The 24,059-nt window shown below is 55.2% G+C and carries 18 protein-coding genes and 1 pseudogene; 14 read left to right on the top strand and 5 right to left on the bottom strand.

The window, feature by feature from the left end:
* Positions 1 to 41: 41 nt before the first annotated feature.
* From ACT3TF_RS09045 to smc, 5 genes and pseudogenes are all read left to right on the top strand, one after another.
* Complete coding sequence (locus tag ACT3TF_RS09045) at positions 42 to 2,051, top strand: heme lyase CcmF/NrfE family subunit (RefSeq protein ID WP_444672073.1); 2,010 nt, start codon at positions 42 to 44, stop codon at positions 2,049 to 2,051.
* Positions 2,048 to 2,575 carry a DsbE family thiol:disulfide interchange protein gene (locus tag ACT3TF_RS09040; protein WP_096281972.1) on the top strand — a complete coding sequence of 176 codons (528 nt, stop codon included), beginning with the start codon at positions 2,048 to 2,050 and terminating at the stop codon, positions 2,573 to 2,575. Before ACT3TF_RS09045 ends, ACT3TF_RS09040 begins: the two co-directional genes overlap by 4 nt.
* Complete coding sequence (locus tag ACT3TF_RS09035; RefSeq protein WP_096281971.1) at positions 2,566 to 3,036, top strand: cytochrome c-type biogenesis protein; 471 nt, start codon at positions 2,566 to 2,568, stop codon at positions 3,034 to 3,036. The genes ACT3TF_RS09040 and ACT3TF_RS09035 overlap by 10 nt, the downstream gene beginning before the upstream one ends.
* Positions 3,033 to 3,908: pseudogene (ccmI, locus tag ACT3TF_RS09030) on the top strand (c-type cytochrome biogenesis protein CcmI); the annotation flags it as partial. The gene ACT3TF_RS09035 and the pseudogene ccmI, both read left to right, overlap by 4 nt.
* A 90-nt stretch (positions 3,909 to 3,998) precedes the next feature.
* Positions 3,999 to 7,493 (top strand): chromosome segregation protein SMC, encoded by a 3,495-nt coding sequence (gene smc, locus ACT3TF_RS09025; RefSeq protein ID WP_444672072.1) that lies wholly within the window; start codon positions 3,999 to 4,001, stop codon positions 7,491 to 7,493.
* 25 nt (positions 7,494 to 7,518) lie between these two features.
* On the opposite strand, the gene ACT3TF_RS09020 is transcribed toward smc, so the two are convergent.
* The gene (locus tag ACT3TF_RS09020; protein ID WP_193062741.1) at positions 7,519 to 8,688 is read right to left on the bottom strand and encodes a mandelate racemase/muconate lactonizing enzyme family protein; all 1,170 of its coding nucleotides are present in this window, start codon (positions 8,686 to 8,688) and stop codon (positions 7,519 to 7,521) included.
* A 99-nt stretch (positions 8,689 to 8,787) separates the two neighbouring features.
* On the opposite strand from ACT3TF_RS09020, the gene ACT3TF_RS09015 reads away from it, so the two are divergent.
* From ACT3TF_RS09015 to ACT3TF_RS09000, 4 genes are all read left to right on the top strand, one after another.
* Positions 8,788 to 9,657, top strand: coding sequence for a LysR family transcriptional regulator (locus tag ACT3TF_RS09015; RefSeq protein ID WP_441686623.1), 870 nt, complete (start codon positions 8,788 to 8,790; stop codon positions 9,655 to 9,657).
* A 500-nt stretch (positions 9,658 to 10,157) separates the two neighbouring features.
* Positions 10,158 to 11,951 (top strand): cell division protein ZipA C-terminal FtsZ-binding domain-containing protein, encoded by a 1,794-nt coding sequence (locus ACT3TF_RS09010; protein WP_444672071.1) that lies wholly within the window; start codon positions 10,158 to 10,160, stop codon positions 11,949 to 11,951.
* Positions 11,952 to 12,094: 143 nt separating this feature from the next.
* Positions 12,095 to 14,140 (top strand): NAD-dependent DNA ligase LigA, encoded by a 2,046-nt coding sequence (gene ligA / locus ACT3TF_RS09005; protein WP_444672069.1) that lies wholly within the window; start codon positions 12,095 to 12,097, stop codon positions 14,138 to 14,140.
* Positions 14,140 to 14,415 (top strand): YheU family protein, encoded by a 276-nt coding sequence (locus ACT3TF_RS09000; RefSeq protein ID WP_193062733.1) that lies wholly within the window; start codon positions 14,140 to 14,142, stop codon positions 14,413 to 14,415. The genes ligA and ACT3TF_RS09000 overlap by 1 nt, the downstream gene beginning before the upstream one ends.
* On the opposite strand, the gene mnmC is transcribed toward ACT3TF_RS09000, so the two are convergent.
* Positions 14,409 to 16,448: a bifunctional tRNA (5-methylaminomethyl-2-thiouridine)(34)-methyltransferase MnmD/FAD-dependent 5-carboxymethylaminomethyl-2-thiouridine(34) oxidoreductase MnmC gene (gene mnmC / locus ACT3TF_RS08995; RefSeq protein WP_444672068.1), complete on the bottom strand. Its 2,040-nt coding sequence runs from the start codon at positions 16,446 to 16,448 to the stop codon at positions 14,409 to 14,411. The genes ACT3TF_RS09000 and mnmC overlap by 7 nt on opposite strands.
* A 242-nt stretch (positions 16,449 to 16,690) precedes the next feature.
* Complete coding sequence (locus ACT3TF_RS08990) at positions 16,691 to 16,990, bottom strand: YciI family protein (RefSeq protein WP_444672067.1); 300 nt, start codon at positions 16,988 to 16,990, stop codon at positions 16,691 to 16,693.
* A 207-nt stretch (positions 16,991 to 17,197) separates the two neighbouring features.
* On the opposite strand from ACT3TF_RS08990, the gene ACT3TF_RS08985 reads away from it, so the two are divergent.
* From ACT3TF_RS08985 to ACT3TF_RS08975, 3 genes are all read left to right on the top strand, one after another.
* Entirely contained in the window at positions 17,198 to 18,112 is a 915-nt protein-coding gene (locus ACT3TF_RS08985; protein WP_444672066.1) for a PHP domain-containing protein, read from the top strand.
* Positions 18,113 to 18,269: 157 nt separating this feature from the next.
* Complete coding sequence (locus tag ACT3TF_RS08980; RefSeq protein ID WP_096281960.1) at positions 18,270 to 18,893, top strand: L-threonylcarbamoyladenylate synthase; 624 nt, start codon at positions 18,270 to 18,272, stop codon at positions 18,891 to 18,893.
* A 189-nt stretch (positions 18,894 to 19,082) separates the two neighbouring features.
* The gene (locus tag ACT3TF_RS08975; protein ID WP_096281959.1) at positions 19,083 to 19,859 is read left to right on the top strand and encodes a 5'-nucleotidase, lipoprotein e(P4) family; all 777 of its coding nucleotides are present in this window, start codon (positions 19,083 to 19,085) and stop codon (positions 19,857 to 19,859) included.
* Positions 19,860 to 19,944: 85 nt separating this feature from the next.
* On the opposite strand, the gene ACT3TF_RS08970 is transcribed toward ACT3TF_RS08975, so the two are convergent.
* Entirely contained in the window at positions 19,945 to 20,841 is an 897-nt protein-coding gene (locus ACT3TF_RS08970; protein ID WP_444672065.1) for an ion transporter, read from the bottom strand.
* Positions 20,842 to 20,873: 32 nt separating this feature from the next.
* On the bottom strand, positions 20,874 to 21,788 hold the full coding sequence (locus ACT3TF_RS08965) for a CYTH domain-containing protein (protein ID WP_444672064.1): 915 nt from the start codon (positions 21,786 to 21,788) through the stop codon (positions 20,874 to 20,876).
* Between the two features lie 137 nt (positions 21,789 to 21,925).
* Here ACT3TF_RS08965 and ACT3TF_RS08960 point away from each other — a divergent pair, with 137 nt between their 5' ends.
* On the top strand, positions 21,926 to 22,606 hold the full coding sequence (locus ACT3TF_RS08960) for a TIGR00153 family protein (RefSeq protein WP_096281956.1): 681 nt from the start codon (positions 21,926 to 21,928) through the stop codon (positions 22,604 to 22,606).
* Positions 22,607 to 22,616: 10 nt separating this feature from the next.
* On the top strand, positions 22,617 to 23,882 hold the full coding sequence (locus tag ACT3TF_RS08955; RefSeq protein WP_096281955.1) for an inorganic phosphate transporter: 1,266 nt from the start codon (positions 22,617 to 22,619) through the stop codon (positions 23,880 to 23,882).
* Positions 23,883 to 24,059: the final 177 nt, after the last annotated feature.

Genomic DNA, 24,059 nt, shown 5'->3' with positions numbered 1-24,059 from the left:
GCGCCTGCTTGCCAACCAGCCAGTGCCAATTCGGAGTGCACATGTTCATCACAATGATTCCTGAAATTGGCCACTTTGCGCTGATTATTGCGCTGCTCATGGCGGTGGTGCAGGCAGTGATGCCGCTTGCCGGCGCGGCGACGCGGCGGCCTCTATGGATGGCCTACGGCCAATCGATGGCGGCGGGGCAGTTTTTGTTTGTCGCCATTGCCTACGGCTGTTTAACCGCAAGCTATATGCTCGACGATTTTAGCGTGGCGAACGTGGCCAATAACGCCAACTCGCTGCTGCCCTGGTATTACAAATTCAGTGCGGTATGGGGCAATCATGAAGGCTCGGTGCTGATGTGGAGCTTGATGCTGGCAGGCTGGGGGTTTGCCGCGAGTAGGTTCACCGGTAGCCTGCCGCGGGATATGGTCGCCCGAGTGATGGGCGTAATGGGCATGGTTTGCGGTGGGTTTTTATTGTTTATTCTGATCACCTCTAATCCCTTCGAACGATTGCTGCCCAATATGCCGCCCGATGGCGCTGATCTGAATCCGCTGCTGCAGGACATTGGGCTTATCGTTCATCCGCCAATGCTTTATATGGGCTATGTGGGCTTTTCTGTGGTGTTCGCCTTTGCTATCGCGGCGCTGCTGGGCGGTCGACTAGATGCGGCCTGGGCTCGCTGGGCGCGGCCTTGGACCAATGTAGCGTGGGCATTTTTGACCGTAGGAATCGCGCTGGGCAGCTGGTGGGCTTATTACGAGCTTGGTTGGGGTGGCTGGTGGTTTTGGGACCCCGTTGAAAATGCCTCACTGCTGCCTTGGCTAACCGGTACCGCGCTGGTCCATTCGCTGGCGGTGACCGAGAAACGCGGCTCCTTTAAAAGCTGGACTGTGCTGCTGGCGATTGCGACCTTTTCGCTGTCGCTGATGGGGACTTTTCTAGTGCGCTCCGGCGTATTAACCTCCGTGCACGCTTTCGCCAACGACCCCGACCGTGGGCTCTTTATTTTGATTCTGTTAGCCATTACGGTAACGCTGTCACTGCTGCTGTTCGCTCTGCGCGCACCGCGTGTGAGCCATAGCATCGGCTTCAACTGGCTCTCCCGAGATGCGCTGCTGCTGATCAATAACGTGTTTCTCGTCATTATGACCGTGACTGTTTTACTCGGCACCGTTTACCCGTTGATTCTAGATTCTCTCAACCTTGGAAAAATCAGCGTGGGGCCGCCTTACTTTAACGCGCTGTTTGTGCCATTAACCGTGATGATGTGTGTGTTTATGGGCCTTGGCTCGGCCGCCCGTTGGAAAGGTATGGCGGCTAAAGACCTTATCCGTAAGCTTTGGTGGGCGGGCGCTGCGGCGCTGATCATTGGGGCAGTAATGCCGCTGCTATATCGCGGCGAGTGGAATCTTTTGGTCTCTCTAGGCATTGTCTCTGCGCTGTGGGTTGTGCTGCCGATACTGCGCGATATTGTTGATAAAACCCGTCATGCCCGCTCGTTTTCTGCGGGGTTACGCAAGCTTTCACTGTCCTACTGGGGCATGGTGCTGGGCCACGTGGGCGTAGCTGTCACCATTGTTGGTGTGACCGTTGTTTCTAACTACAACATTGAACGCAACGTGCGCATGTCGCCAGGCACCACGGTAGAAGTAGCGGGCTATCAGTTCACCATGAGCGAACTGACCGAGCGTCGCGGTGCTAACTTTTTGGCCGATACTGCGATAATTCAGGTGCAGCGCGGCGAGTCAGGGCGCCGCTTCACTATGCGCCCTGAAAAGCGTCTTTATCTAGCGACGGGTATGCCGATGACCCAGGTCGCCCTGCGGCCGGGGCTATTTCGCGACCTATACGTGGCAATGGGCGAAGACCTGGGCGACGGTAGCTGGGCAATGCGTGTTCAGTACAAGCCGTTTGTGCGCTGGCTCTGGCTGGGCGCCTTATTGATGGCCTTTGGCGGAGTGCTTGCAGTGCTCGATAAGCGCTATCGCCGTGTCGCCATAGCGCGTGATATACCCGCTTCGACCGCCCAGCGCTATGCTGCGCAGAAGGTCACACTATGAAGCGACGGTTACTGCTATTACTGCTGCCGCTGTGTTTTTTAGGCTTAGCCCTGTTCTTTTACAAAGGTTTGTCGCTGGACCCTTCGCAGCGCGATTCAGCGCTCATGGAGCGGCCGTTCCCAAGCTTTGAGGCAGTCACGCTGCGCGATGAACATCAGCGCGTTGACCAAACGCTGCTGGAAGGCGAGGTGACGTTGGTGAACGTCTGGGGCGAGTGGTGCCCCGCGTGCAAGCAAGAGATGCCGCAGCTTTTAGAGTTAGCGGATCACGACGTTCGTATGATGGGCGTCAACTATCGTGATATCCGCGAGAAGGGCTTAGCGTTTCTCAACGAATTTGGCGACCCGTTTGAGGCCAATATTTTTGATCCCCAGGGCGAGCTAGGCTTTGATCTTGGCGTTTACGGTGCGCCGGAAACGTTTATTGTCGATGCCAACGGTGTGATTCGCTATCACCACAAAGGCTATATATCACCGGATGACGTGCGCGAGCGGATTCTTCCGGAGGTGGAAAAATGGCGTTAATGCGTGCCGTTGCAGCAATGCTGATAATGATCGTTGCCTCTAGTGCGGCGGCGGGTGGGATTGAGCTGCGTCAATTTGATGACCCGGTGATGCAGGCGCGTTATCACGATTTAACCGCCGCCATGCGCTGCCCGCTGTGTGAAAACCAGGCCATCGGTGACTCTAACGCGCCGATTGCCGCAGACATGCGCGATCGCGTTTACCAGCTGCTGCAAGAAGGCCGGTCGGATATCGAAATTGTTGATTATATGGTGCAGCGGTTTGGTGAGTATATTCTGTACAATCCGCGCTTAGAGAACCGCACGTATCTGCTTTGGGGGTTGCCCATTGCGCTGGTAATGCTGGGAGCGCTGGTGGTTTTACTGATGATCCGCGCCCGCCGTAATGCCTCTTCCAAAGCGCTAAGTGCGGAAGAGCGCCAGCGTGTTGAAGCGCTGATTAACCGTAAGAGGCCTTCATGACGCTGCTTTGGATTGCGATTGCCGTTTTATTGCTACCTGCGCTATGGCTGTTAGTATCGCCGCTCAGGAATGCGCGTGCACTGCATGAGCAGCAGCGCCAGTTTGAAGCCAACGACGTCTCCGACGAACAGAATGTCGCTATTTTCAAGCGTCGTCTTGCCTCGCTAGAAGCTGCACATGAGCGTGGCGACATTGATGTCGAACGCTTTGAAGAAGACCGTTTGGAGCTAGAGCGTAGCCTGCTGGAAGACACTGCCGTGCGCGAGCAGCGCCCGCTTAAACCTGCCCACGCCGGGCGTTTAGCGGTGCCGCTGATAATGATAGCGGTGGTGGCGGTTAGCGTGGTGTGGTATCAGCAAAAGGGCGCTGAAGGCGATCTAATACTTCTGGCGGTGCGGCAAGCCGTGCAGCAAGACCCGGAAGGGTCGCTTGATATGTATATTGAGCGTATGCAATTGCAGGCGGAACGCCAGCCGAACAATCCCAATGTGTGGGGCACGCTGTTTCCGCTTTATCGCGAAACGGGGCAGATGCCTCAGGCCGTTGGTGCCTTGGAGCGCCTGATTGAGATTGAAGGGCGTCTTCCACCGCTGCTGGCTCAGCTCGCACAGATTCGTTTTTTTATGGCCGGGCGAGAGCTTACCGATGAGGTACAGGCGCTGGTCGATGAAACGCTGGCCAAAGACCCGAATGAGCCCACCGTACTAGGGATGTTGGGTCTGCACGCCTTTGATAATGGCGATTACGAACAAGCGATTGACCGCTGGCGCCGCGCGGTCGCTAATAGTGCCGATACGGATACCGCCGCCTCGCTGCGAGAGGCTATTCGCATCGCCCAAGAGCGCATGAGTGCGGCTTCCGAAGGGCCTGAAGAAAACGTCGACGAAGTAGTGAACAGCCATGCACTTAAATAGCCGTTTGTTGAGCAGCTCTGTTTTGAATAACCAAGGCGTGGCCTTGCTATGCGCTTAACCTCCATACGCTTAGTCGGCTTTAAGTCCTTTGTCGACCCTGTGACGGTGCCTTTTGATGGCAATATGACCGCCATCGTAGGGCCCAACGGCTGTGGAAAATCCAATATTATTGACGCCGTGCGCTGGGTGATGGGCGAATCTTCGGCGAAAACGCTGCGCGGCGAATCCATGGCCGACGTTATTTTTAACGGCTCGACCGGCCGTAAACCTATCAGCCAAGCATCCATCGAGCTCAAATTTGATAATCGCGACGGCGGCATGGGCGGTATCTATGCCCAGTATGCTGAAATTGTCGTTAGACGACTCGTAACCCGCGATGGTCAGTCCAACTATTTCTTCAACGGCCAAAAGTGCCGGCGTCGGGATATCGCCGATCTGTTTATGGGCACCGGCCTGGGGCCGCGATCCTATGCGATTATCGGCCAGGGCATGATTTCGCGCCTGATTGAAGCTCGCCCCGATGATCTACGTTCGACGCTAGAAGAAGCCGCGGGCATCTCCAAGTACAAAGAGCGCCGCCGCGAAACCGAAAACCGCATGCGGCGGACCCAGGAGAATTTGGAACGTCTTAACGATATTCGCGAAGAGCTGGATAAACAGTTAGATCGGCTTAAGCGCCAGGCTGAAGCCGCCAAGCGTTATCAAGAGTTGAAACAGCTGGAGTATCGTCTCAAAGGTGAGCTTGCGCTATTACGCGGCCGAACTCTGCGCGTCGAACAGTCTCATCAAGAAAATCGCGTTCGCGAGCTGGAAATCGCCGTTGAAAAAGATGTCTTTGGCGTTCGCCAATGCGAAACACGGCTGGAACAAGCCCGCGAGCAACATGACGAGCTATCTGAAGTACTCGATCATCATCAGCAGCAGTTCTTTGAAACTACCACGCGCATTGCTCGGCTGGAGCAAGACCAGGCCCACCGCCGCAGCCGTGAAGCGCAGCTGGCCAGCGATATCGCCACCGCCCGCGGTGAGTTAGACGAGCAGCGGCGCGTTAGCGAAGGTGATCAGATTCGCTTAGCCGCGATTGATGAACGCTTTGACGATTTGCAGCCTGAACACGACGCATTGGAAGAGCAGCTTGAGCGCCTGGAGCAATCGCTGGCCGATGCCTCTCCAGCGCTGGAAGCGGTCGAGCAGCAGTGGGCCGACGCTGAAACGCGCTGGCGCGATGCCAGCCGCGATGCTGAGCGAAGCCAGGATCAACTGCGGGATCTTGAGCAACGGATCCAGCGCTTGCAGGCTGAAAACCAGCGCCGCCGTCAGCAGCGCAGCGAGGTGGCTGATCTCACCGAGCTGCGCGATGAGCACGCTTTGTGCCACGCGCAGCTAGCGGATGCTCAGCAGCAGGCTGACGGCTTTCACGCCGGGCGCGACCAGTGGCAGCAGCGCTACAGCGATGCTAAAGCAGCGTATCAACAGGCCTCCCAGTCACGGGATCAACAGCGTGCTGCACTAAGCCAGCGACAAGGGGAGCTTGCATCCCTTCAAGCGCTGATGGATGCGGCCCTGGCGGATCATGACCCTGATATTGGGGCTCGCCTGGAAGCGCTGGATCTCGAACAGGCGCCTCAGCTGGGCGAGGTGCTTCAAGTGACGCCCGGTTGGGAAGCGCTTACTTCTTGGCTTCTAGCGCCGTGGCTTAATGCTCGCCTGGTCGCTAGCCATCAGCTCGCCGCCTTGCCTGATGCGCTGGCCACCGACTGGTGTTTGATTGATCAAGCGTCGCCAGCACCATCAACCGCGGGCCAACGGCTGGATAGCTTGGTAAAAGGCGCGGGAGCACTGAGCGAATGGTTAGCAAGTGTTCACTACACGGAAACGGCTGCCGAGGCGCAGCAGCAGGTAGCGCACCTAGCCCCTGGCGAAAGCGTGGTGAGTCGCGACGGCGTTTGGCTGGGCCGTGGCTGGCTGCATCAACAGGCCAACGGCGAGGGTATTGATGGGTTGCTGCTTATCCGTCGACGCTACGCCGAGCTCAATGAGCGTCGTGAGAGCGAAGAAGAAGCGCTAGCGCTGGCCGAAGAGCAGTGTGAAGCCGCCAGTGAGACCATTGAGTCGCTAGATCAGGCCCGCGATCAGCAGGCTGAGCAGGAGCGCAATCACGCCGCTAGCTTGCAGCAACTAGCGGTAAAAGAGCGTAGCCTCGCTCAGCGCCTTGAGCATTTAGCCGGCCGCGCGACGGAGCTAGATGCAGAGCTTGCCCAGTTGCAAGAGGATGAGGCGGAGTTAGTACTTACTTTAGATGAGCAGCGCGCACGCTGGAACGAGGCGATGGCGCAGCTGGAAAGCACCGCAGAAGGCCGCGAGCAGGCCTCGGAGAAGCGCCGTTTTTTGCGTGAACAGCGTGACCAGCTGACCCAGCAGCATTCGCCGCTTAAAGCACAGCAGCAGGCGCTGGCGCTTGAGCGCGAACGCTTAAATGCCGAGCGCGCTAGCCTGCGCTCGCAGCAGTCCCGCTCAAGCGACTCTGAAGAACGCCTATCGCTGCGCATTGCCGAGTTGGAAGAGTCTCGGGAAATGCTGATTGAGCCCGATGAGTTGGCAGGCGAAGAGCTTGAAGAGCTGCTACAGCAGCGTGAGCAGCAGGAAGGGCGCTTAAACGCGACTCGCCAGCAGGCTCAAGCGCTGGCAGAACAGCTGCGCAATGATGAGCTTGCCCGCCAGCAGCATGAGCGCAATCTAGAACAGAGCCGCGAGCAGCTACAGCAGCGGCGCATGGACGTGCAGGCGCTGGCATTGAAAGCCGCCACTCAAGATGAGCAGTTGGCAGAATTAGGCCATAACGCTGAAACGCTTGCCGAACAGCTGCCTCAGGAGGCCACTGAAACGAGTTGGCAAGAGCGTCTGGAAAGTACCACCGATAAGATACGCCGCTTAGGGGCAATCAACCTTGCCGCGATTGAAGAGTATGATCAGCAGGCTGAACGACGTAATTATTTAGAGGCGCAGCACGCTGAACTTACCGAGGCGCTGGAAACGTTAGAGAGAGCGATTAAGCGCATTGATCAAGAAACGCGCATACGCTTTCGGGAAACCTTTGATCAGGTTAATGCCGGGCTGCAAGTTTTGTTTCCGCGTGTGTTTGGCGGCGGTGCGGCATGGTTAACGCTGACGGGCGATGATTTGTTGGAAACGGGGGTGGCGATTATGGCCCGCCCACCGGGCAAGAAGAACAGCACTATTCATCTGCTATCAGGCGGAGAAAAAGCGCTGACGGCATTGTCGCTGGTGTTTGCGATCTTCCAGCTTAATCCCGCGCCTTTTTGTATGCTAGATGAAGTGGATGCTCCGCTGGATGACGCTAACGTTGGGCGTTACGCCAAGCTGGTGAAAGAAATGTCTGAGAACGTTCAGTTTATTTACATCACCCACAACAAAATTGCCATGGAAGCCGCCGAGCGCTTGATGGGGGTGACCATGCAAGAGCCCGGCGTATCGAGACTAGTCTCGGTAGGTATTGAAGAGGCGGCCGCACTGGTTGATTAAGCGCCTTCGCGCTTAGCCCTCACCCTTAGCCCTCACCTAGTTCGCGCATGACCGCGTAGAGTTTGGACTTCGCTTCAAAGCCTACACCTGGGATATCCGGCAGGCCGACATAGCCATTCTCAACTTGAATGCCGTCAGCGAAACCACCAAAAGGTTGGAAAACATCCGGATACGACTCGTTGCCACCTAAATGCAGGCCGGCCGCAATGTTCAATGACATCTGGTGGCCGCCATGGGGAACGACGCGGCGCGATGACCAGCCCAGGTCTTCCATTACCTTCAGCGTACGCATGTATTCAACTAAGCCGTAAGAGAGTGCGCAGTCAAACTGAACAAAGTCGCGGTCAGGGCGCATGCCGCCATGGCGTAACAAGTTGCGTGCATCTTGATGCGAGAACAGGTTTTCGCCGGTCGCCATAGGCAGGTCGTAATGATTAGCAAGCTCTGCCTGAAGAGCGTAATCAAGCGGATCGCCAGCTTCTTCATACCAAAATAGATTATAAGGCTTTAGCGCTTCGGCATAGGCGATAGCGGTGGCTTGGTCAAAGCGGCCGTTAGCGTCAACGGCGACGCGGCTGCCATCACCCACAACCTTAATTACGGCCTCAACGCGGCGTAAATCTTCTTCAAGCGGTGCTGCGCCAATCTTCATTTTGACTACGTTATAACCGCGGTCTAAATAGCTGCGCATTTCATCTTGTAGTTTGCTGTGGTCTTTACCGGGATAGTAATAACCGCCCGCTGCATACACCCACACTTTATCGTCGGCAACGCCGTTACGGTAACGTTCGGCCAACAGCTTATAGAGTGGTTTGCCTTCGATTTTAGCCACGGCGTCCCAAACGGCCATGTCGATTGTGCCTACCGCAACGGAACGCTCGCCGTGGCCGCCGGGCTTTTCGTTGGTCATTAAGGCTTTCCAGATAGCAAACGGATCAAGGTTGTTATTCTCTTGATCGATAAGGCTTTCTGGGTCCGCTTCGCTAATGCGATCCAAAAAACGGTCGCGCATCAGCGCTCCCTGTCCATAGCGTCCATTCGAGTTAAACCCGTAGCCAATCACCGGCTTACCGTCACGTACTACGTCGGTCACTACGGCGACCACGGAGCACGTCATTTTAGAAAAGTCGATATAAGCGTTGGCGATGGGTGACGCAATGGAAACAGTTTTTTCGCGGATTTCAACGATGCGCATAAGGCATTCCTCTATCGATTTAGTGCTTAACAATAACCGTGGTAATTCAAGCCAACCAATGCTATTACTGGGCAACCCCATGCTGAAATGGCATTGCCTATGGAGCTTGTTTGGCTTGAAGATTTTATCGCCCTAGCGGAGCACGGTAGTTTCGTGCGTGCTGCAGACGCTCGTCATATTACCCAGCCAGCGTTTAGCCGCAGGATACGTTCACTTGAGCAGTGGATGGGGGTGAGCCTGTTCGTGCGAACGCCGCAAGGCACCACGCTGACAGAAGCCGGGCGGCATATTTTAACCGACGCGTCTGAAGCCACGAGCCGCCTTTATCGGCTGCGCACCGAGGCGCAGGAAGTGGCTGGGCATATGGCCAAAACGCTTCCTTTTGCCGCGACGCACTCGCTTTCGTTTACGTTTTTCCCGCGCTGGATTCGCCAGGTGGATAACGGCGCTCCGATTGAGGCCATTCGTCTTCATTCCGATAGCATGGCAGGGTGTGAAAAGTTACTGGTGCATGGGGAGGTGCCTTTTTTGCTCTGCCACCGACATCCTGCCGTGCCTTCACCCTTGGCCCCGGGGCTGTTTATTAGCAAGCAGGTGGGGGAAGACACCCTGATTGCGTTGATGAGTCGACACGTAAGTCAAGAAATTCCCTCTCATCAGCTGCCTTATTTGGCTTACACCGAAGCATCGGGCCTAGGCCGTATTGTGGCCCATCGTTTATATGGCAAAGCCGCGGTTTTGGCCGTTAAACCACAGTTTAGTAGCCACTTAGCCGCGGTGTTAATGTCCATGGCGCTGGAGGGAAAGGGGGTGGCGTGGTTGCCAAAAAGCCTTGCAGAGCAAGAGATTAGCGATGGTCGCTTAGTCCGTGCGCTGGACGAAAGATGGGATATTACTTTACAAATACATCTTACCCGCCCCGTTGGCCCCTTAAGTGCGGCGGCTGAAGTATTTTGGAATAAGCTGTAATTTTAAACAGCGGTTTGTTAATCATAGGCTCATAAACATTAACTTAGATGTGTAAAAAAATGTCCTAAAGTGTTCAACTTAACTATATTACCTCTATTAAAGTTGATCTTGGGGCCCTTAAGGAGCTTAAAGATAGAGGCTGAAGCTTGAAGTGATAAGCATGTTTAATGAGGAAGTGGTAGTGCGATTTCCTAAGATTAATTCATCCTTTCTTGCTTCTACGGGTTCTATATAAAGCGGCTTAAAAAGCCTTGATCAAATGCTCGTTGCACTTTTGTTTGAAGTTAAGGTCTATTTTTTTGCTTTTAACCGTGCCAATGCTTTGCTAATGTGCAAAAATTGTGCGAAATAGAGTAAAAAGTGGCCCTTTTCATAGTATTCGCGCTATGCTTGGTGGTATTAATGGCAAGTATTTATTTAATCGCCGTTACCTTTATTTAGGCATGAATTTTTAGACACAGTGCCTTAGCAACCGGCAAGATGACCATGGAACGTTCGACATGGAACTAAGAGAGTGGCTAATTATTTTAGGGCTGGCGTTGGTATCGCTCATCGTTATAGATGGTGTGCGAAGACTTCAACGACAGCGTCGTGTACCTCGCCTTGATCAGGCAGAGAAGGATCTTTCAGCTAGTCAGCTAGAAGACCCTGATGATGCTGCTAAAGCAGCCGAGATCAATTGGGAGCTTCCTAACGGTGGCGCCCGAGTTGTTAAGCCTGCAGATTATAGCGGATTAGGAAGTAAGCCAAAGTTAGAACGTCAAGAGCATCCTGGTGCCTCACGAGTACTTGCTGAGTTTAGGCGCTCAGCCACGGCTAAGGTCGCTAAGCGTAAAGCCGAGAAAGCCGAGAAAGCAGAAGCGCTAGCGGTTGCTAAAGCATCGCCCGCAGCACCTCAGGTCAATACGCCGACGGCTAGTCATCGAGTCAACATTGCTGATACAGCGCCTGAACATGAGCGCCGCGAGCCCAGTGTTTCTTTTACAGCGCCGCAGACTGCACAACCAGCGACGGCTTCTATTGCCGAAACGCCATCGGTTACTGAAACATCATCTACTGCTCAGGTACCGGCAACAGAATCGGTTGTTTCAGAACCCATCGCGCCAGAAGTAGTGACGACGCCTGCTGAGCCTATGACTGCTGAGACTCCTACTACAAGTGCGGGTATAAGCGCGAGTGAACCAGTCGAAGCTCCGGTGCAGTCCGAGCGCGAGAACGTGCTACGTGCCGAGCCGGAAGATGCCGCGTTTGCAAAACACGCTTTTAGCGACGTTGCACCAAAGCGTCGTAAGCTGCGCTCTGATACCGTGGGCGAGCAGGAAGAGTTAGACGATGATCAGGTAGACGAATATCGTCTTGTTGATTTTGAAGGTATGGGCCGATCGTTTAAACGTCGTCTCATTGAGCGTCGTTTAGACCGCCAGCGTAAAAAAGCTGAGAAAGCCATTCGCGATAAAGCGTTGGCAAAACAGAAGGCCGAGCGCAAGGTGTTAGAAGCTGAACAGCGTCGTGAGGCTAAAGAGGCCGCTGATGCTGAGCGTGCTCGACTAGCTCAAGAACAGGCGCAGGCACGCGAAGTCGCTGCCAACGCCGCGGCAGCTGATCGACTGGCAGCACAGCAGCGTATCGCTGAAGAAGAGGCGCGTCACGAATCGGAAAGCTCCTTCGCTTATGAAGAAAGTTATGACCACGCAGATGAGCGCGACGAGTACGCCAGCGACGAGTCTTTTGATGAACGGGCCGCTAGTGAGCGAGAGTCCAATCAGAGAGTTCGCGTTCATCCCACGTTAGAAAAAGCCTTACGTCATGACGTCAATGGCGAGCACGCGAAAGAAACGCTTTCCAGCGCTGAAGAAGTAGTGGTTATCAGCGTACTGTCGCGTGATCCCGACGGCTTTGATGGCAGTAAATTGCTTGAACTCATGATGGTGTGTGGTTTGCGCTACAGCAGTGGTATGGGCATTTTCCACCGCTTTGAGACTGAAAGCGAAGACAGCGAGCTACAGTTCTCGATGGTTAACGTTGTTAAGCCAGGCACTTTCCCCATTCAAGAAATGGGTGAGTTCATGACCCCCGGCGTAACGCTGCTGATGCCGCTGCCCGGCGCTGTCGACAGCTCCGCTGCGTTTGAGGCGATGGTCGAGACGGCCATGGTGCTGGTTCGTCATATGGGCGGTGAGCTGAAAGATGAAAATCGCAGCGTTATGACCGCACAAACGATTGAATTCGCCCGCCAGCGTGTGCGTGAATTTGAACGCCGACACCGACTGCATCGCCATATGCAAGCACGTTAATTCGCGCTAGCTGTCTAACACCCGCCTTCTTTCAGAGGGCGGGTGTTTTTGTTCAATACGCACTATTTTTACGCTCTCTATTTTTATTTCTTTATGCTCTGCATTTTTGCTGCCGCTATTCGCTAGTACTGGAACCCATTCTAATGAGTCACTCTGATTCTCAGCCACGAGAAGAGATAAACCAACTGCGCGTCGCCTTGGATGAGGCCAATCACCGTTACTACATCCTGGATGAACCGACACTGACGGATGCCGACTACGACCGCAAGCTACAGCGTTTACAGCAGTTGGAAGCCAGTTATCCAAATCTAATTACCAGCGATTCGCCGACCCAGCGGGTGGGTGTCGCCCCGGCGGACGGTTTTTTGTCTGTGGCGCATGCCATTCCCATGCTGTCGCTGGATAACGCCTTTAGCCGCGAAGATATCCTCACTTTTGCCGAGCGTGTGGCTGATCGCCTGGAATGTGCTGCCGATGAAATTACCTTTAGCTGCGAGCCTAAGCTTGACGGCGCCGCCGTGTCGCTCGTTTACGAACAAGGCAGGTTAGTGAGCGGTGCGACGCGAGGCGATGGCCGTAGCGGTGAAGGCATTACCTCTAACCTGCGCACGCTGCGCTCGGTGCCGCTGAAGCTGCTGGGCAACAACGTGCCTGGGCTGCTGGAAGTACGTGGCGAGGTGATTATGCGCCATACGGGTTTTGAAGCGCTTAACGAGCGCGCACGAGAAGAAGGCAGCAAGGTATTTGCTAACCCGCGCAATGCCGCTGCCGGCAGCTTACGCCAGCTAGATCCGCGGATTACCGCAAAACGTCCGCTAGAATTCCACGCCTATCAAGTTGCCCGAATCGATATGGCAAATTTGGATGACAGTGTAATACCAACACACAGCCGGCAAATGGAAAGATTGAAAGATTGGGGTTTTCGATCGAGTGGTGAGCTGAAAGTCGTCAAAGGCCCGCAAGCGGTCGCCGACTACTGTGAGAAGCTAGGCGAGCAGCGCGATAGCCTCGGCTTTGATATCGACGGTGTAGTGATTAAGGTTGATGACCTGCGCCATCAGCGAGAGCTGGGCTTTGTCGCCCGGGCCCCGCGCTGGGCGGTGGCATTTAAGTTTCCAGCCCAGGAGGAAGTCACCACGCTTAACGATGTGGAGTTTCAGGTGGGGCGCACCGGGGCAATTACGCCCGTCGCGCGGCTGGAGCCTGTTAGCGTGGCGGGCGTGACGGTATCGAATGCAACATTGCATAACGCTGATGAAATCAGCCGCTTAGATGTGATGGTCGGGGATACGGTGTCGATTCGCCGCGCTGGCGATGTGATCCCACAGGTGGTTCGGGTGCATACGGAGCTGCGGCCGGCGGACGCTAGAGCCATTATCTTTCCTGAGCACTGCCCGGTGTGCGATTCACAAATTGAGCGGCTTGAAGGTGAGGCGGTGGCGCGCTGCTCGGGCGGCCTATACTGCGCTGCCCAGCGTAAAGAGGCGCTGAAACACTTTTCCAGCCGCAAAGCACTGGATATTGATGGCTTAGGTGAAAAGCTGATTGTGCAGCTAGTGGACCTTGACTGGGTCAAAACGCCGGCGGATCTGTTTCACTTAACGGTTGAAAAGCTGCAAAGTCTGCCGCGCATGGGTGAAAAATCCGCTACCAACCTGGTCAGCGCGCTTGAAAATGCTAAGGCGACCACGCTTGCGCGGTTTATTTACTCGCTGGGTATTCGCGAAGTGGGCGAAGCAACGGCGGCTAACCTAGCCAATCATTTTGGTACGCTTGAAACTATTCAGGCGGCAGAGCTGGCGGCGCTGGAAGCCGTGGGCGATGTTGGCCCCATTGTCGCTGCTCATGTGCATACTTTTTTTCGTCAGCCCCATAACCAGGAAACCATTGCGGCACTGCGCGACGCCGGTATTACTTGGCAAGAAGCGGTCGTCACACAAGGCCCTACGCCGCTGGAAGGGCAAACCTGGGTACTGACCGGCTCGCTGGAAAGCATGACCCGCGACGAAGGTAAGGCACGCTTGCAGGCTTTGGGGGCCAAAGTGGCAGGCAGTGTTTCGAAAAAAACCACGTGCCTGGTCGCTGGCGAAGCCGCTGGCAGCAAACTGACGAAAGCCGAGCAGATGGGCGTTGACGTCATCGACGAGGCTACTTTTATTGAACGCTTGGCAGAGTGGGAACAGCGCTAATGGGCCGATTTATTGAAGTACCCGCACGAATGCTGCCAGAAGAAACGTTGAATGCGCTGTTGGAGGCCTTCGTTACCCGCCAGGGTTACGATACGACCGACACGACTGGCGAGGGCATGCACGGCTGGGTCGCCGAACTGAAAAAACAGCTGTCGCGCAATGAACTCATCATTGCGCATGACCTGGAGCTAGAGATGACCGAAGTCATGACCCTAGCTCAGTGGCGCTCCTTTGGCCGTGACGTGGCCGACGATGAAGAGGAAGGCGACTACTGAGCGCGGATAATCGCGCTAATAATGCGTCGTCCTGGATGCAGGTGATCAACCAGCGGTACTTCTAAAGGCATTGGCTCATCGCACAGCCGCGAAGCAATCAGCTCGGCACATAGCGGCGCGCTGGCCAAGCCCCGCGAGCCGTGCGCGGTGGTTATCCACAGCCCCCTATGATGCTCGCCACGCTTGTTCGGCACGCGAGTGGCATCTTTGCTGAGCACGCAATAGTCGGCCCGCCACGTATCCGCTACCGGCACCGGCCCTGCGTAGGGGCTTTTATCTGGGCTCGCGGCACGCACCGCTGCCCGGCCCTGCAGGTTTTCAGGGCTAAGATTAATGCCCGCCTGTTCTAGCTCTTCAGCCAGGGCGGGCAGCGTTTGACGCAGCTCGTCAATGTTGCGCTGGTGGTCGGCCGCTGACACATCGGTGGTGGCGTTGTTGGGCACAAAGCTTGCGCCAAAGGTTAATACGCCATCCAATGCCGGCGCGACATAGCCACCGGCACATATCACGCGGCTAGGGCCTGCCACCTGTTCGGGTAGATTGATTTCACTGACCTGACCACGCACAGATTGCAGTGGTAGCGCCAAGGTTTGCGCAAAGCGGTTGGCTAAATGGGCGCTGGCAACCACGACCTGATCCGCCTCCACGATGCGACCATCGGCTAAATGAATCTGCCAGCCCTGGCCAGAAGCACAATCAGCGTCTTTGCGATCAAACGATGCGGCGTCGCCCTGCAGCAGTGTGATGTTCGAATGGCCCAGCAAGTGCTCACATAGCGCCTTAGGCCGCACCCAGCCCGCCTGCGAATAAAATAGTCCGTGAGACGCGTTAATAGTCAGCGACGCCGCATCGGTTAGCGCAGGATTTTGCATCGCAGAGACGACCTCGCTAGGCAGCGGGTGCTGCTCAATAAAGCGCTGCTGGCGAAGCGCCTCTTTATCGCCACTAGCGAGTTGAATGACGCCACAAGGTTGCCATAAAGGAGATGCAGACAGCGGCTGTGTGCAACGCTGCTGGGCCAGCCAGCGCTGGCTATAGAGCAGCCCGGCGAGATAAACGCGGCTTTGATGGTTGGTCTCTGCGGCAAGCTTCACATACAGCGCGCCCTGACGGTTGCCGGAGCCGCCCGCACCAGGGGCCTCACGCTCAATGACCGTCACCTGAACGCCGCGCCGCGCTAGCGCCGCCGCCACGCTACTGCCCGCAAGCCCCGCGCCGATTATTGCTACGTGCTTAGCCACTTCAATAGAGGGCGGCGTAAACCAGGGAGTTTTCTCACGCCGCTGATCGCTGGGCGGCGACTCAATACTGCCCGCCAGCATTTCTCGTTTACGGCCATAGCCCGGTACTTTTTGCCAGTGAAAGCCTGCCGCTTTTAAGCCACGCTTCACAATGCCCGCGCAGGTAAATGTCGCAAAGGTAGCGCCGGGGCGCGAACGTGCTGCCATGGCGTTAAACAGTGCCGGGTGCCACATGTCAGGGTTTTTGGAAGGCGCAAAGCCGTCCAAAAACCAGGCATCTACCTGGCCATCCAGCTGTTCTAAACGCTCTGTGGTATCGCCAAAATGCAGGTCGAGGGTAACTCGCTCGGTTAGGTGCAGGCGATGAATGCCGCTGACGGCGGCCGGCCACTGGGCACACAGCACCTGCGTATAAGCAGCCAGTGAGGGCCAAACGGCTAGGGCACGCTCAAGCGCCAGGCGATCAAGAGGATATTTTTCGGTGGATAACAAATGCAGCCGAGCATTAGGAGGCGCGTGTTGTTCAAAGCACGCCCAGGCGCAGAGCATATTTAACCCTGTGCCAAAGCCCGTTTCGCCAATGACAAAAGGGCGCGCCAACGTCCAGCTGGCAAAACGTTCAGGAAGATGATTGGCACCGAGAAACACGTGTTCCGTCTCAGCGCGGCCATCGCCACGGGTAAAATAGATATCATCAAATGCTGCTGAGCGGGGCGCACCGTCTTCATTCCAGGTAAGTGTGGGCGTGGTTAGCGCCGCGAGGAGGGGCAAAGCGGTTGGACGTTGGGCCACGCAGGCATCCTTCGTAGTGATAGTAGTGATAGTAGTGATAGTAGTGATAGTAGTGATAGTAGTGGTGATGTCGTCGATGATGACGTAGTGATCAACCGATGGTTAAAAAGTGATCAAAGTGTTGATAGCAGCGCTATCTCTGGCTTAGCGAAAAGCGTCCGCCGGGTTTGCACAGAGTTTTCCACAGGCACTGTGAAGAACTTTGTGCCAGCCTGACGAACACCCATAGGGGGCTATTAAAATCAAGGCAGCACTTTTTTGAATGGCTTCACAACGACTTTGGCATAGACCCCGGTAATCATGAAAGGGTCGGCATCGGCCCAGGCTTTAGCCGCTTCCAGGCTGTCAAATTCTGCCACGACCAAGCTGCCTGAAAACCCTGCTTCACCCGGGTTTTCAGCATCAATGGCAGGGTGAGGGCCCGCCAACACCAAGCGGCCTTCATCGCGTAGTGCTTCTAGGCGGGCTAAATGATCAGGGCGAGCCGTCAGTCGACGCTCTAGGCTATTGGCGACATCTTCACTAAGAATGGCATACAGCATTGAGTATAACTCCTTGATTAGACGAGGTTGCGACGGTAGCGCTAATTGACCATGTGATTATAAGCGCGCACCATATCTGACGCACCGTTCTCACATGCTACTTTGAAATACCGTTTCTGACAGACAGGGAGCGGTTAAGTAACGACTGAACAGCATTTCAGTTTTCCCAATGCTCATTCTGACAAACTGGCCACACGGCGTCATCTTATGCCTCAACTTCCGTATACCTTTGATGCCGATCAGCGCTACCCGGTTGATTTGCACATGCACTCCACCGCTTCTGATGGCGCGCTAACGCCCACTGAGCTTGTAACGCTGTGTGCAGAGCGTGGGTTAACGCATATGTCGCTGACTGACCACGATACCATGGACGGCATCGACGAAGCGGCTCGCGCGGCTGAGCAAGCGGGGCTGTGCCTTGTCGCTGGGTGTGAGTTATCCACACGCTGGCAGGGCATTAATATTCATGTCGTGGCACTAATGCCCGGCGGCCTGCAGGGGGCGATGGTCGAAGGCTTGATTCAGCAGCGTGATGCGCGTATTCAGCGTGCAGAAGTGATTGCCGAACGCTTGGAAAAAGTGGGTTTAAGCAACGCGCTGGAAAAAGCGCGTGTGCAGGCTGGTAGCGACCGCCCCTTGGGACGCCCAGACTTTGCCCGTGCGCTGGTCGCTGAAGGCCTAGTGCCCGATTGGTCAAGCGCCTTTAAGCGCTACCTGGGCAGCGGCAAGAAGGGCGATGTCAAAGCTCACTGGCCGGAAATTAGCCAGGTGGTGGCGTGGGTGGTGGCATCTGGTGGCGTCGCTGTGATTGCGCATCCGCTGCGCTATGGCTTAACGCGGCGCAAGCGTGGTTTGTTGATGGACACGTTTCAGGCAGCAGGCGGGCAAGCGGTTGAACTGGTCAGCGGCCAGCAGAACTCAGACAGCACCCGCGATTTAGCCCGCCAGCTTGCTGAGCGTGAGCTTTACGCCTCTCTCGGCAGCGACTTTCACTTCCCCGGCAGCCATGCGGCGCCAGGCAGTATGAGCCTAGTGCCACGCACGGCTGCCTCTCCCATATGGCAGCACCCGCGGTTACAGCATTTACGTGACGCGCAGCCCGGCCTGCTGGCAAGCGCCTAGGCCGGTGTTTGTCGGGCGGTAGTGATGTGCTTTTAAAGGCGTGCTGGTAAAGACCTACTTGTAAAGACTGGGCCACGTCACCGCAAGGTCAGCTATGCTGTATGAATAGGGTTTAAGATAGGATTTTAGGATAGGGTTTAAGGACAGGAGCAGTTTCATGAGCCAGTATTTTCAGATTCACCCAGAAAATCCCCAGAAACGTCTAATCGACCAGGCTATTGCGATCATTCGTAAGGGCGGCGTTGTGGCGTATCCCACCGACTCAGGCTATGCCCTGGGCTGTCATTTGGGCGAGAAAAAAGCGGTTGAGAAAATCAAATGGCTGCGTTCGCTGGACGACAAGCACAACTTTACGCTGGTGTGCTCTGATTTGTCAGAGATCGGCACTTACGCCAAAGTCGACAACGACGTTTTTCGGCTGCTGAAAGCTCACACGCCAGGGCCTTATACGTATATTTTGGATGCCACCTCTGAAGTGCCTCGTCTATTGCTGCACCCTAAGCGGCGTTCTATTGGCGTGCGCGTGCCGGATCACCGCATAACTCATGCGCTATTAGCCGCGCTGGGTGAGCCGTTGATGAGCGTGACGCTAATTCCGGTGGGAGAGACATTGCCCATGAACGACCCGGAAGAGATTCGCGAGCGTTTTGGCGCCCATTTGGACGCCATTATTGACGGCGGCGCCTGCCACTTAGACCCAACAAGCGTTATTGATCTGCGCGAGCTGCCGCCCAAAATCATTCGTGAAGGGCGGGGCGATATTGCTCCTTTCGTAGGCTAAAAGCTCTCTTCAAGGCAAATCCCCGGCTCGTAGCATGATCGAGGTGGCGGTTTGTCTTTTTTTAGTTATTTGATTGTTCAATGAAAATAAAATATGATCCTAATGATTCTTTTCGATAATAAATCGTGATCCTTTAAGGCGCGGAGTCGCCTCGTCTTTTTGAGATCACCTAGCCCAGGAGATCATTCAATGAAGATGCTTTTCACTTCTCGCCTCTGCACCTTTGCTGCCTTAGCCAGCCTTACCGCTCTACCGCTGACCAGCCACGCGGATAGCGATGACGCAGAAATGTGTGCCCAGGAAGCTTATGCGATGGGCCTACGCTATCAACAGCAGTCTGCTGAAGCCGCAGCCCTTCAGCGTCAGGGTTTTGCTCTCGCCACCTACCGACTCAAAGATCAAATTGAAGCTCATGGTGGCAGCGACGGCTTAGCCATCATGACAGACCTGGATGAAACGGTGCTGGACAATAGCGCGCTGCTGGTTCGCGACATGCAGGCGTGCCACGACTACACCGCTTGGGATACTTGGAAGCACTGGGAGCGTGAAGGTGAGCCGCGTTTAATGCCGGGCGCCAAAGCGTTCCTGGATTACGCGGATGAGCAGGGCGTGGCTATTTTTTACGTTTCTGATCGCTACCAGGAGAATGAGGCCGACACAATCGCCACGCTAGACGCGTTAGCGCTGCCCCAAGTATCTGAGCAGAGCGTGATGCTGCTGGGGCCTGCTAAAGAAGAACGGCGCGCGGAGGTGGTTGAGAGTCACACGCTGGTCATGCAGTTAGGCGATTCGTTGCACGATTTTGCGGATGATTTTGCAGGTGCCGACCTTGCCCAGCAGCACGAGCTTGTAAACGATAATGCAGAGCGCTTTGGCAAGGATTGGATTGTATTCCCCAATGCGACCTACGGTGCTTGGAGTGAGGCCGAGTTAGATGCCTGGGACGCGCCGCTCGAAGCGGAGTGATCCTTAATACTCCAGCCCCTTGATCTCTTGTTACCTCAGTAAAAGAGAACTGCGCGTCCCAGGTTTCGTTATCCTGGGGCGCGTTTTAGTCTTCGTCTTGTTTTTCTTCATCTTGCGTTTGTTCGTCTTTCTTGCGCGGGTCTTCGCTGTCCTCGTCTAACCAGGTACCACAGCGCATGCAGTAGCGTGCGCGTTTGTCATGCTGCTCATGCCCGCATCCGGGGCAGGTTTCTTCCGAGTGGCGATCTTCACGTATCGAGCGAATCACCTGTGCCGAGAAAATACCGGTGGGCACGGCGATAATCGAGTAGCCGAGTAACATCAGCACCATGGTGATCGCCTTGCCTAACGGTGTCGCAGGAACGATGTCGCCATAACCCACCGTCGTCATGCTAACGATAGCCCAGTACATCGACATGGGAATGCTAGTGAAGCCTGCCTCCGGCGATTCGATGGTGTACATCAAGGCCGCAAATAGCGTCACCACCATCAAAATAGAGAAGAAGAACAGCAGAATCTGGTGCAAGCTGCGCTTCAGGGCATCGATTAGTAGGTTGGCTTCACCGACAAACGCCATCAAGCGAAAAATACGGAAAATACGCAGTACTCGTAGTAGCCGCACAATCACCAGTGCGTGGGCGCCGGGTACTAAAAGAACGAGCCAAGTAGGTAAAATCGCAATTAAATCGACGATTCCATAAAAGCTTTTGAGGTAGAGAAGAGGACGTTCCAGGCAATAGATGCGAACGAGCAGCTCAATGCTGAACAGCAGCGTCAGGACCCATTCCGTGTAGAAAAATATGTCCCCGTAGCGCTCAGCATAAATTTCAATGCTGCCCAGCAGAATCACCGCGACGCTCACCAAAATGGCCACAATCAAGGCGATATCAAATGCTTTCGCCCCCGGTGTGTCGGACTCGAATATGATATGAAACAGGCGGCTACGCAGGCCTTCCGTGGCTGGCGTTAGGTGAAAATTCATTGCGTCATCCTGAAGTGGGCACTCATTCAGCGCTAGCGTAGCGCGGTTTGGTACGCCAAGCGATAGGCGAGTGCTAACGCCGCGCTGCCGTAAGCGGCCTGTGGCTGGCCTTGGGCGTCCAGGGCGCTCGGCAGTGCCTGGGCGTAAGTGCGTGCAGTGGCATCTAACTCAGGATGTTCCGCCAGCGTTTTGATCGCCTGGTGGGCTTTTGCTATAAAGCTTGTTTGCTGGCTGTCATGGTAGGCATCTAGCGCCAGCGTGGCGCGGTGCAGCCATTGCGCCGGGGTTTGCGCGTCGGGTAACGGCCAGTGTTGGGCACTTAGCATATTGCCGCGCGCTGCTTTGCTGCTGTCTGATGGGCGCAGAGGAACCTGCTCAGCAAGCGCCAGTGCCAATGTCCAAAGCGCCTCTGGCTCGCCCTGTTTTAACTCAAGCTCTATTTCACAGATAGGCGTGCGGTAGCTACCGCTAATAATCTCGCCTTCATCCAATACCAGCTCAATATGGTTGTCAGTCTCGGTTGCAGCGGTGCTTGAAAGGCCGCTGGTTAACTGCCAGCAGCGCCGCGTGAAGTCAGTGCGTAACGTCGGGACGAGTGACGTTAGCGCCTGCGCAAGCTGGCCTTGAAAAGGGGGTAGCTTGGCAAGCGCCGTGAGGTCCAGCTGCGGGCCAGGAACTTGCCACTCCCACTCTTGGCGTTGAGAAAGCCCGCCGCCACCTTGGCCGGCTGTTTTGACAGTGTGCAGCACGTTACCATCGACTTCGCGCAGGCGAACGGCAATGCGCGCATTGGCTAAATCGCCTGACGGGGTATCGAAATAGGTGTTGGTCAATGTGTGTTGAGAGGCGGGAACTGAAGCCAGAAGCGGATGTTGGCTTAGCGCAGCCGGCCCCGTGGGGGGGAGTGCCAGCTTAATCTCTACTTCTAGAGGAATGGGGGTTTTCATGGCAATCGCCACCTCGCTATCGTGACATATAGATGAATATTTGATTACATTTATGAACTTTTCATGACGGCGGCGAGCGCACTCTTTATACTGGCGCCGCCATTTCCAGGCTTTCCGAAAACAGGCTAAAAGGCATTATGGTTACCTCCAATCCTTTTTCTTCGATGTTTGGCCGCTCGCCATTCCAGCCGTTATTGGCCCATATCGTCAAGGCAAACGAATGTGCCGACCAGCTGTTGCCGTTTTTCGAAGCAACCCTGGCAGACGACTGGATCAAAGCGGCTGAGCTGCGCGAAAACGTCACCCGCTTAGAGCATGACGCTGATACGCTGAAAACTGAGTTGCGATTGAACCTGCCCAACACCATGTTTTTACCGGTGTCGCGGTCTGATCTGCTTGATCTCATTAGCGTACAGGACAAAATCGCCAATAAGGTGCGCGACATTACCGGCATCATGATGGGCCGTAAAATGCGTGTGCCGGATGAGCTGGCTGAACCGATGCGCGATTATATCCGCACAAGCGTTGCTTGTGTTGCGCAAGCCCGTCAGGCATTGGAAGAGCTCAAAGATCTGCTTGAGTCAGGCTTTGGACGTAACGTCGCTGACGTCATGCATCGAATGATCCGTGAACTGCATATTCTCGAACACCAGGCCGATGACCAGCAGGTGACTATTCGTCGCCAACTGTTCGCGCTTGAAAGTCAGCTGCCACCCGTCGATGTGATTTTTCTTTATAAAATCATTGAATGGGTGGGTGAATTATCTGACCGCGCCGAGCGCGTGGGTAGCCGCTTACAGATTCTGACAGCCCGCTAAGGGGACTTGTATGCTGATTATTGCCCAGCACGGTGAAATCTTCATTATCCTGGCCTGTTTGTTCGGCTTCTTTATGGCTTGGGGCGTTGGTGCAAACGATGTAGCCAATGCCATGGGAACCTCGGTGGGGTCGAAAGCGATCACCATCAAGCAAGCCATCCTTATTGCCGTTATCTTTGAGTTTCTAGGCGCATGGCTCGCCGGTGGTGAAGTCACCGCCACCATTCGCGGTGGGATACTCGACCCCGAATTATTAGAAGCCAATCCTCAGCTATTAGTTTACGGCATGTTGTCGGCACTGTTAGCTGCCGCCATTTGGTTGTTGATTGCTTCAGCACGCGGCTGGCCGGTGTCTACCACGCATTCTATCGTGGGTGCTATCGTCGGTTTTGGCGCGGTGGGCCTGGGGGTTGATGCGGTGGCGTGGGGCAAGGTAGGTCAAATTGCCTCTAGCTGGCTCATTTCGCCGCTGCTCGCTGGTACCATCGCCTATGTCCTCTTTAAGTCTGTTCAGCATCTGATTTTTGAAAGCAGCGACCCGCTTGCAGCGGCTAAGCGCTACGTACCCGGTTACGTTTTCCTGGTGGGCTTTATTGTCTCGATGGTCACGCTGACCAAAGGCTTGTCGCACGTAGGTTTGAATCTCAGCTTTGGGCAAAGCTTGTTGCTTTCGATTGTGCTCGGCATCGCCATTATGGGCCTGGGCATCGTTATGCAGCGACGCATTAAGTTCGAGCAAAATGCGAACGACCACTTTGGCTACGCTAACGTTGAACGCGTGTTTGGCGTGCTGATGATCTTCACCGCTTGTGCAATGGCGTTTGCGCACGGCTCGAATGACGTAGCGAACGCAGTGGGCCCTCTGGCCGCAGTCATTAGCGTTGTACGTAGCGACGGCGTGATCGACAGTGCTGCGTTAGTGCCCTGGTGGGTGCTTATGTTGGGCGGTGCGGGGATCGTGGTAGGCCTTGTGACCTACGGTCACAGAGTGATAGCGACAGTGGGTACCGGCATTACCGAACTCACCCCAAGCCGAGGTTTTGCCGCCACTCTGGCTGCCGCAAGCACCGTCGTATTGGCCTCGGGTACCGGCTTGCCTATCTCAACGACGCATACCCTGGTTGGCGCTGTGCTGGGGGTTGGTTTAGCGCGCGGCATGGCCGCCCTTAACCTGCGCGTGATTGGCACCATTGCTATTTCGTGGCTGATTACGCTACCCGCGGGCGCAGGCCTGGCTATTTTGTTCTTCTTTATGTTTAAAGGCATGTTCGGCTAGGCCGGCTCTACTAGCTTGGTCTTATTAACTTGGTTCTGGTAAATCGGCTCGGCTAAATCAGCCAAGCAGGCATGAAAATAAAGGCGGCACTCTTCATCGCGATCTGCATGAGAATTAGCAGATATGCAATTGAAGGTGCCGCTGTTTTTTATGCTCTGTTAAAGTAGCCCAGTTGAA

The sequence above is a fragment of the Halomonas sp. AOP25-F1-15 genome (genome assembly GCF_052378675.1).
In the GTDB taxonomy this organism is placed as follows: domain Bacteria; phylum Pseudomonadota; class Gammaproteobacteria; order Pseudomonadales; family Halomonadaceae; genus Vreelandella; species Vreelandella casei.
This window is presented reverse-complemented; position numbering and strand designations above follow the sequence as displayed.

Coding starts and splice junctions, on each gene's coding strand:
- ACT3TF_RS09045 (WP_444672073.1), top strand. CDS start 42: ATGTTCATCACAATGATTCCTGAAATTGGCCACTTTGCGCTGATTATT.
- ACT3TF_RS09040 (WP_096281972.1), top strand. CDS start 2,048: ATGAAGCGACGGTTACTGCTATTACTGCTGCCGCTGTGTTTTTTAGGC.
- ACT3TF_RS09035 (WP_096281971.1), top strand. CDS start 2,566: ATGGCGTTAATGCGTGCCGTTGCAGCAATGCTGATAATGATCGTTGCC.
- smc (WP_444672072.1), top strand. CDS start 3,999: ATGCGCTTAACCTCCATACGCTTAGTCGGCTTTAAGTCCTTTGTCGAC.
- ACT3TF_RS09020 (WP_193062741.1), bottom strand. CDS start 8,688: ATGCGCATCGTTGAAATCCGCGAAAAAACTGTTTCCATTGCGTCACCC.
- ACT3TF_RS09015 (WP_441686623.1), top strand. CDS start 8,788: ATGGAGCTTGTTTGGCTTGAAGATTTTATCGCCCTAGCGGAGCACGGT.
- ACT3TF_RS09010 (WP_444672071.1), top strand. CDS start 10,158: ATGGAACTAAGAGAGTGGCTAATTATTTTAGGGCTGGCGTTGGTATCG.
- ligA (WP_444672069.1), top strand. CDS start 12,095: ATGAGTCACTCTGATTCTCAGCCACGAGAAGAGATAAACCAACTGCGC.
- ACT3TF_RS09000 (WP_193062733.1), top strand. CDS start 14,140: ATGGGCCGATTTATTGAAGTACCCGCACGAATGCTGCCAGAAGAAACG.
- ACT3TF_RS08990 (WP_444672067.1), bottom strand. CDS start 16,990: ATGCTGTATGCCATTCTTAGTGAAGATGTCGCCAATAGCCTAGAGCGT.
- ACT3TF_RS08985 (WP_444672066.1), top strand. CDS start 17,198: ATGCCTCAACTTCCGTATACCTTTGATGCCGATCAGCGCTACCCGGTT.
- ACT3TF_RS08980 (WP_096281960.1), top strand. CDS start 18,270: ATGAGCCAGTATTTTCAGATTCACCCAGAAAATCCCCAGAAACGTCTA.
- ACT3TF_RS08975 (WP_096281959.1), top strand. CDS start 19,083: ATGAAGATGCTTTTCACTTCTCGCCTCTGCACCTTTGCTGCCTTAGCC.
- ACT3TF_RS08970 (WP_444672065.1), bottom strand. CDS start 20,841: ATGAATTTTCACCTAACGCCAGCCACGGAAGGCCTGCGTAGCCGCCTG.
- ACT3TF_RS08965 (WP_444672064.1), bottom strand. CDS start 21,788: ATGAAAACCCCCATTCCTCTAGAAGTAGAGATTAAGCTGGCACTCCCC.
- ACT3TF_RS08960 (WP_096281956.1), top strand. CDS start 21,926: ATGGTTACCTCCAATCCTTTTTCTTCGATGTTTGGCCGCTCGCCATTC.
- ACT3TF_RS08955 (WP_096281955.1), top strand. CDS start 22,617: ATGCTGATTATTGCCCAGCACGGTGAAATCTTCATTATCCTGGCCTGT.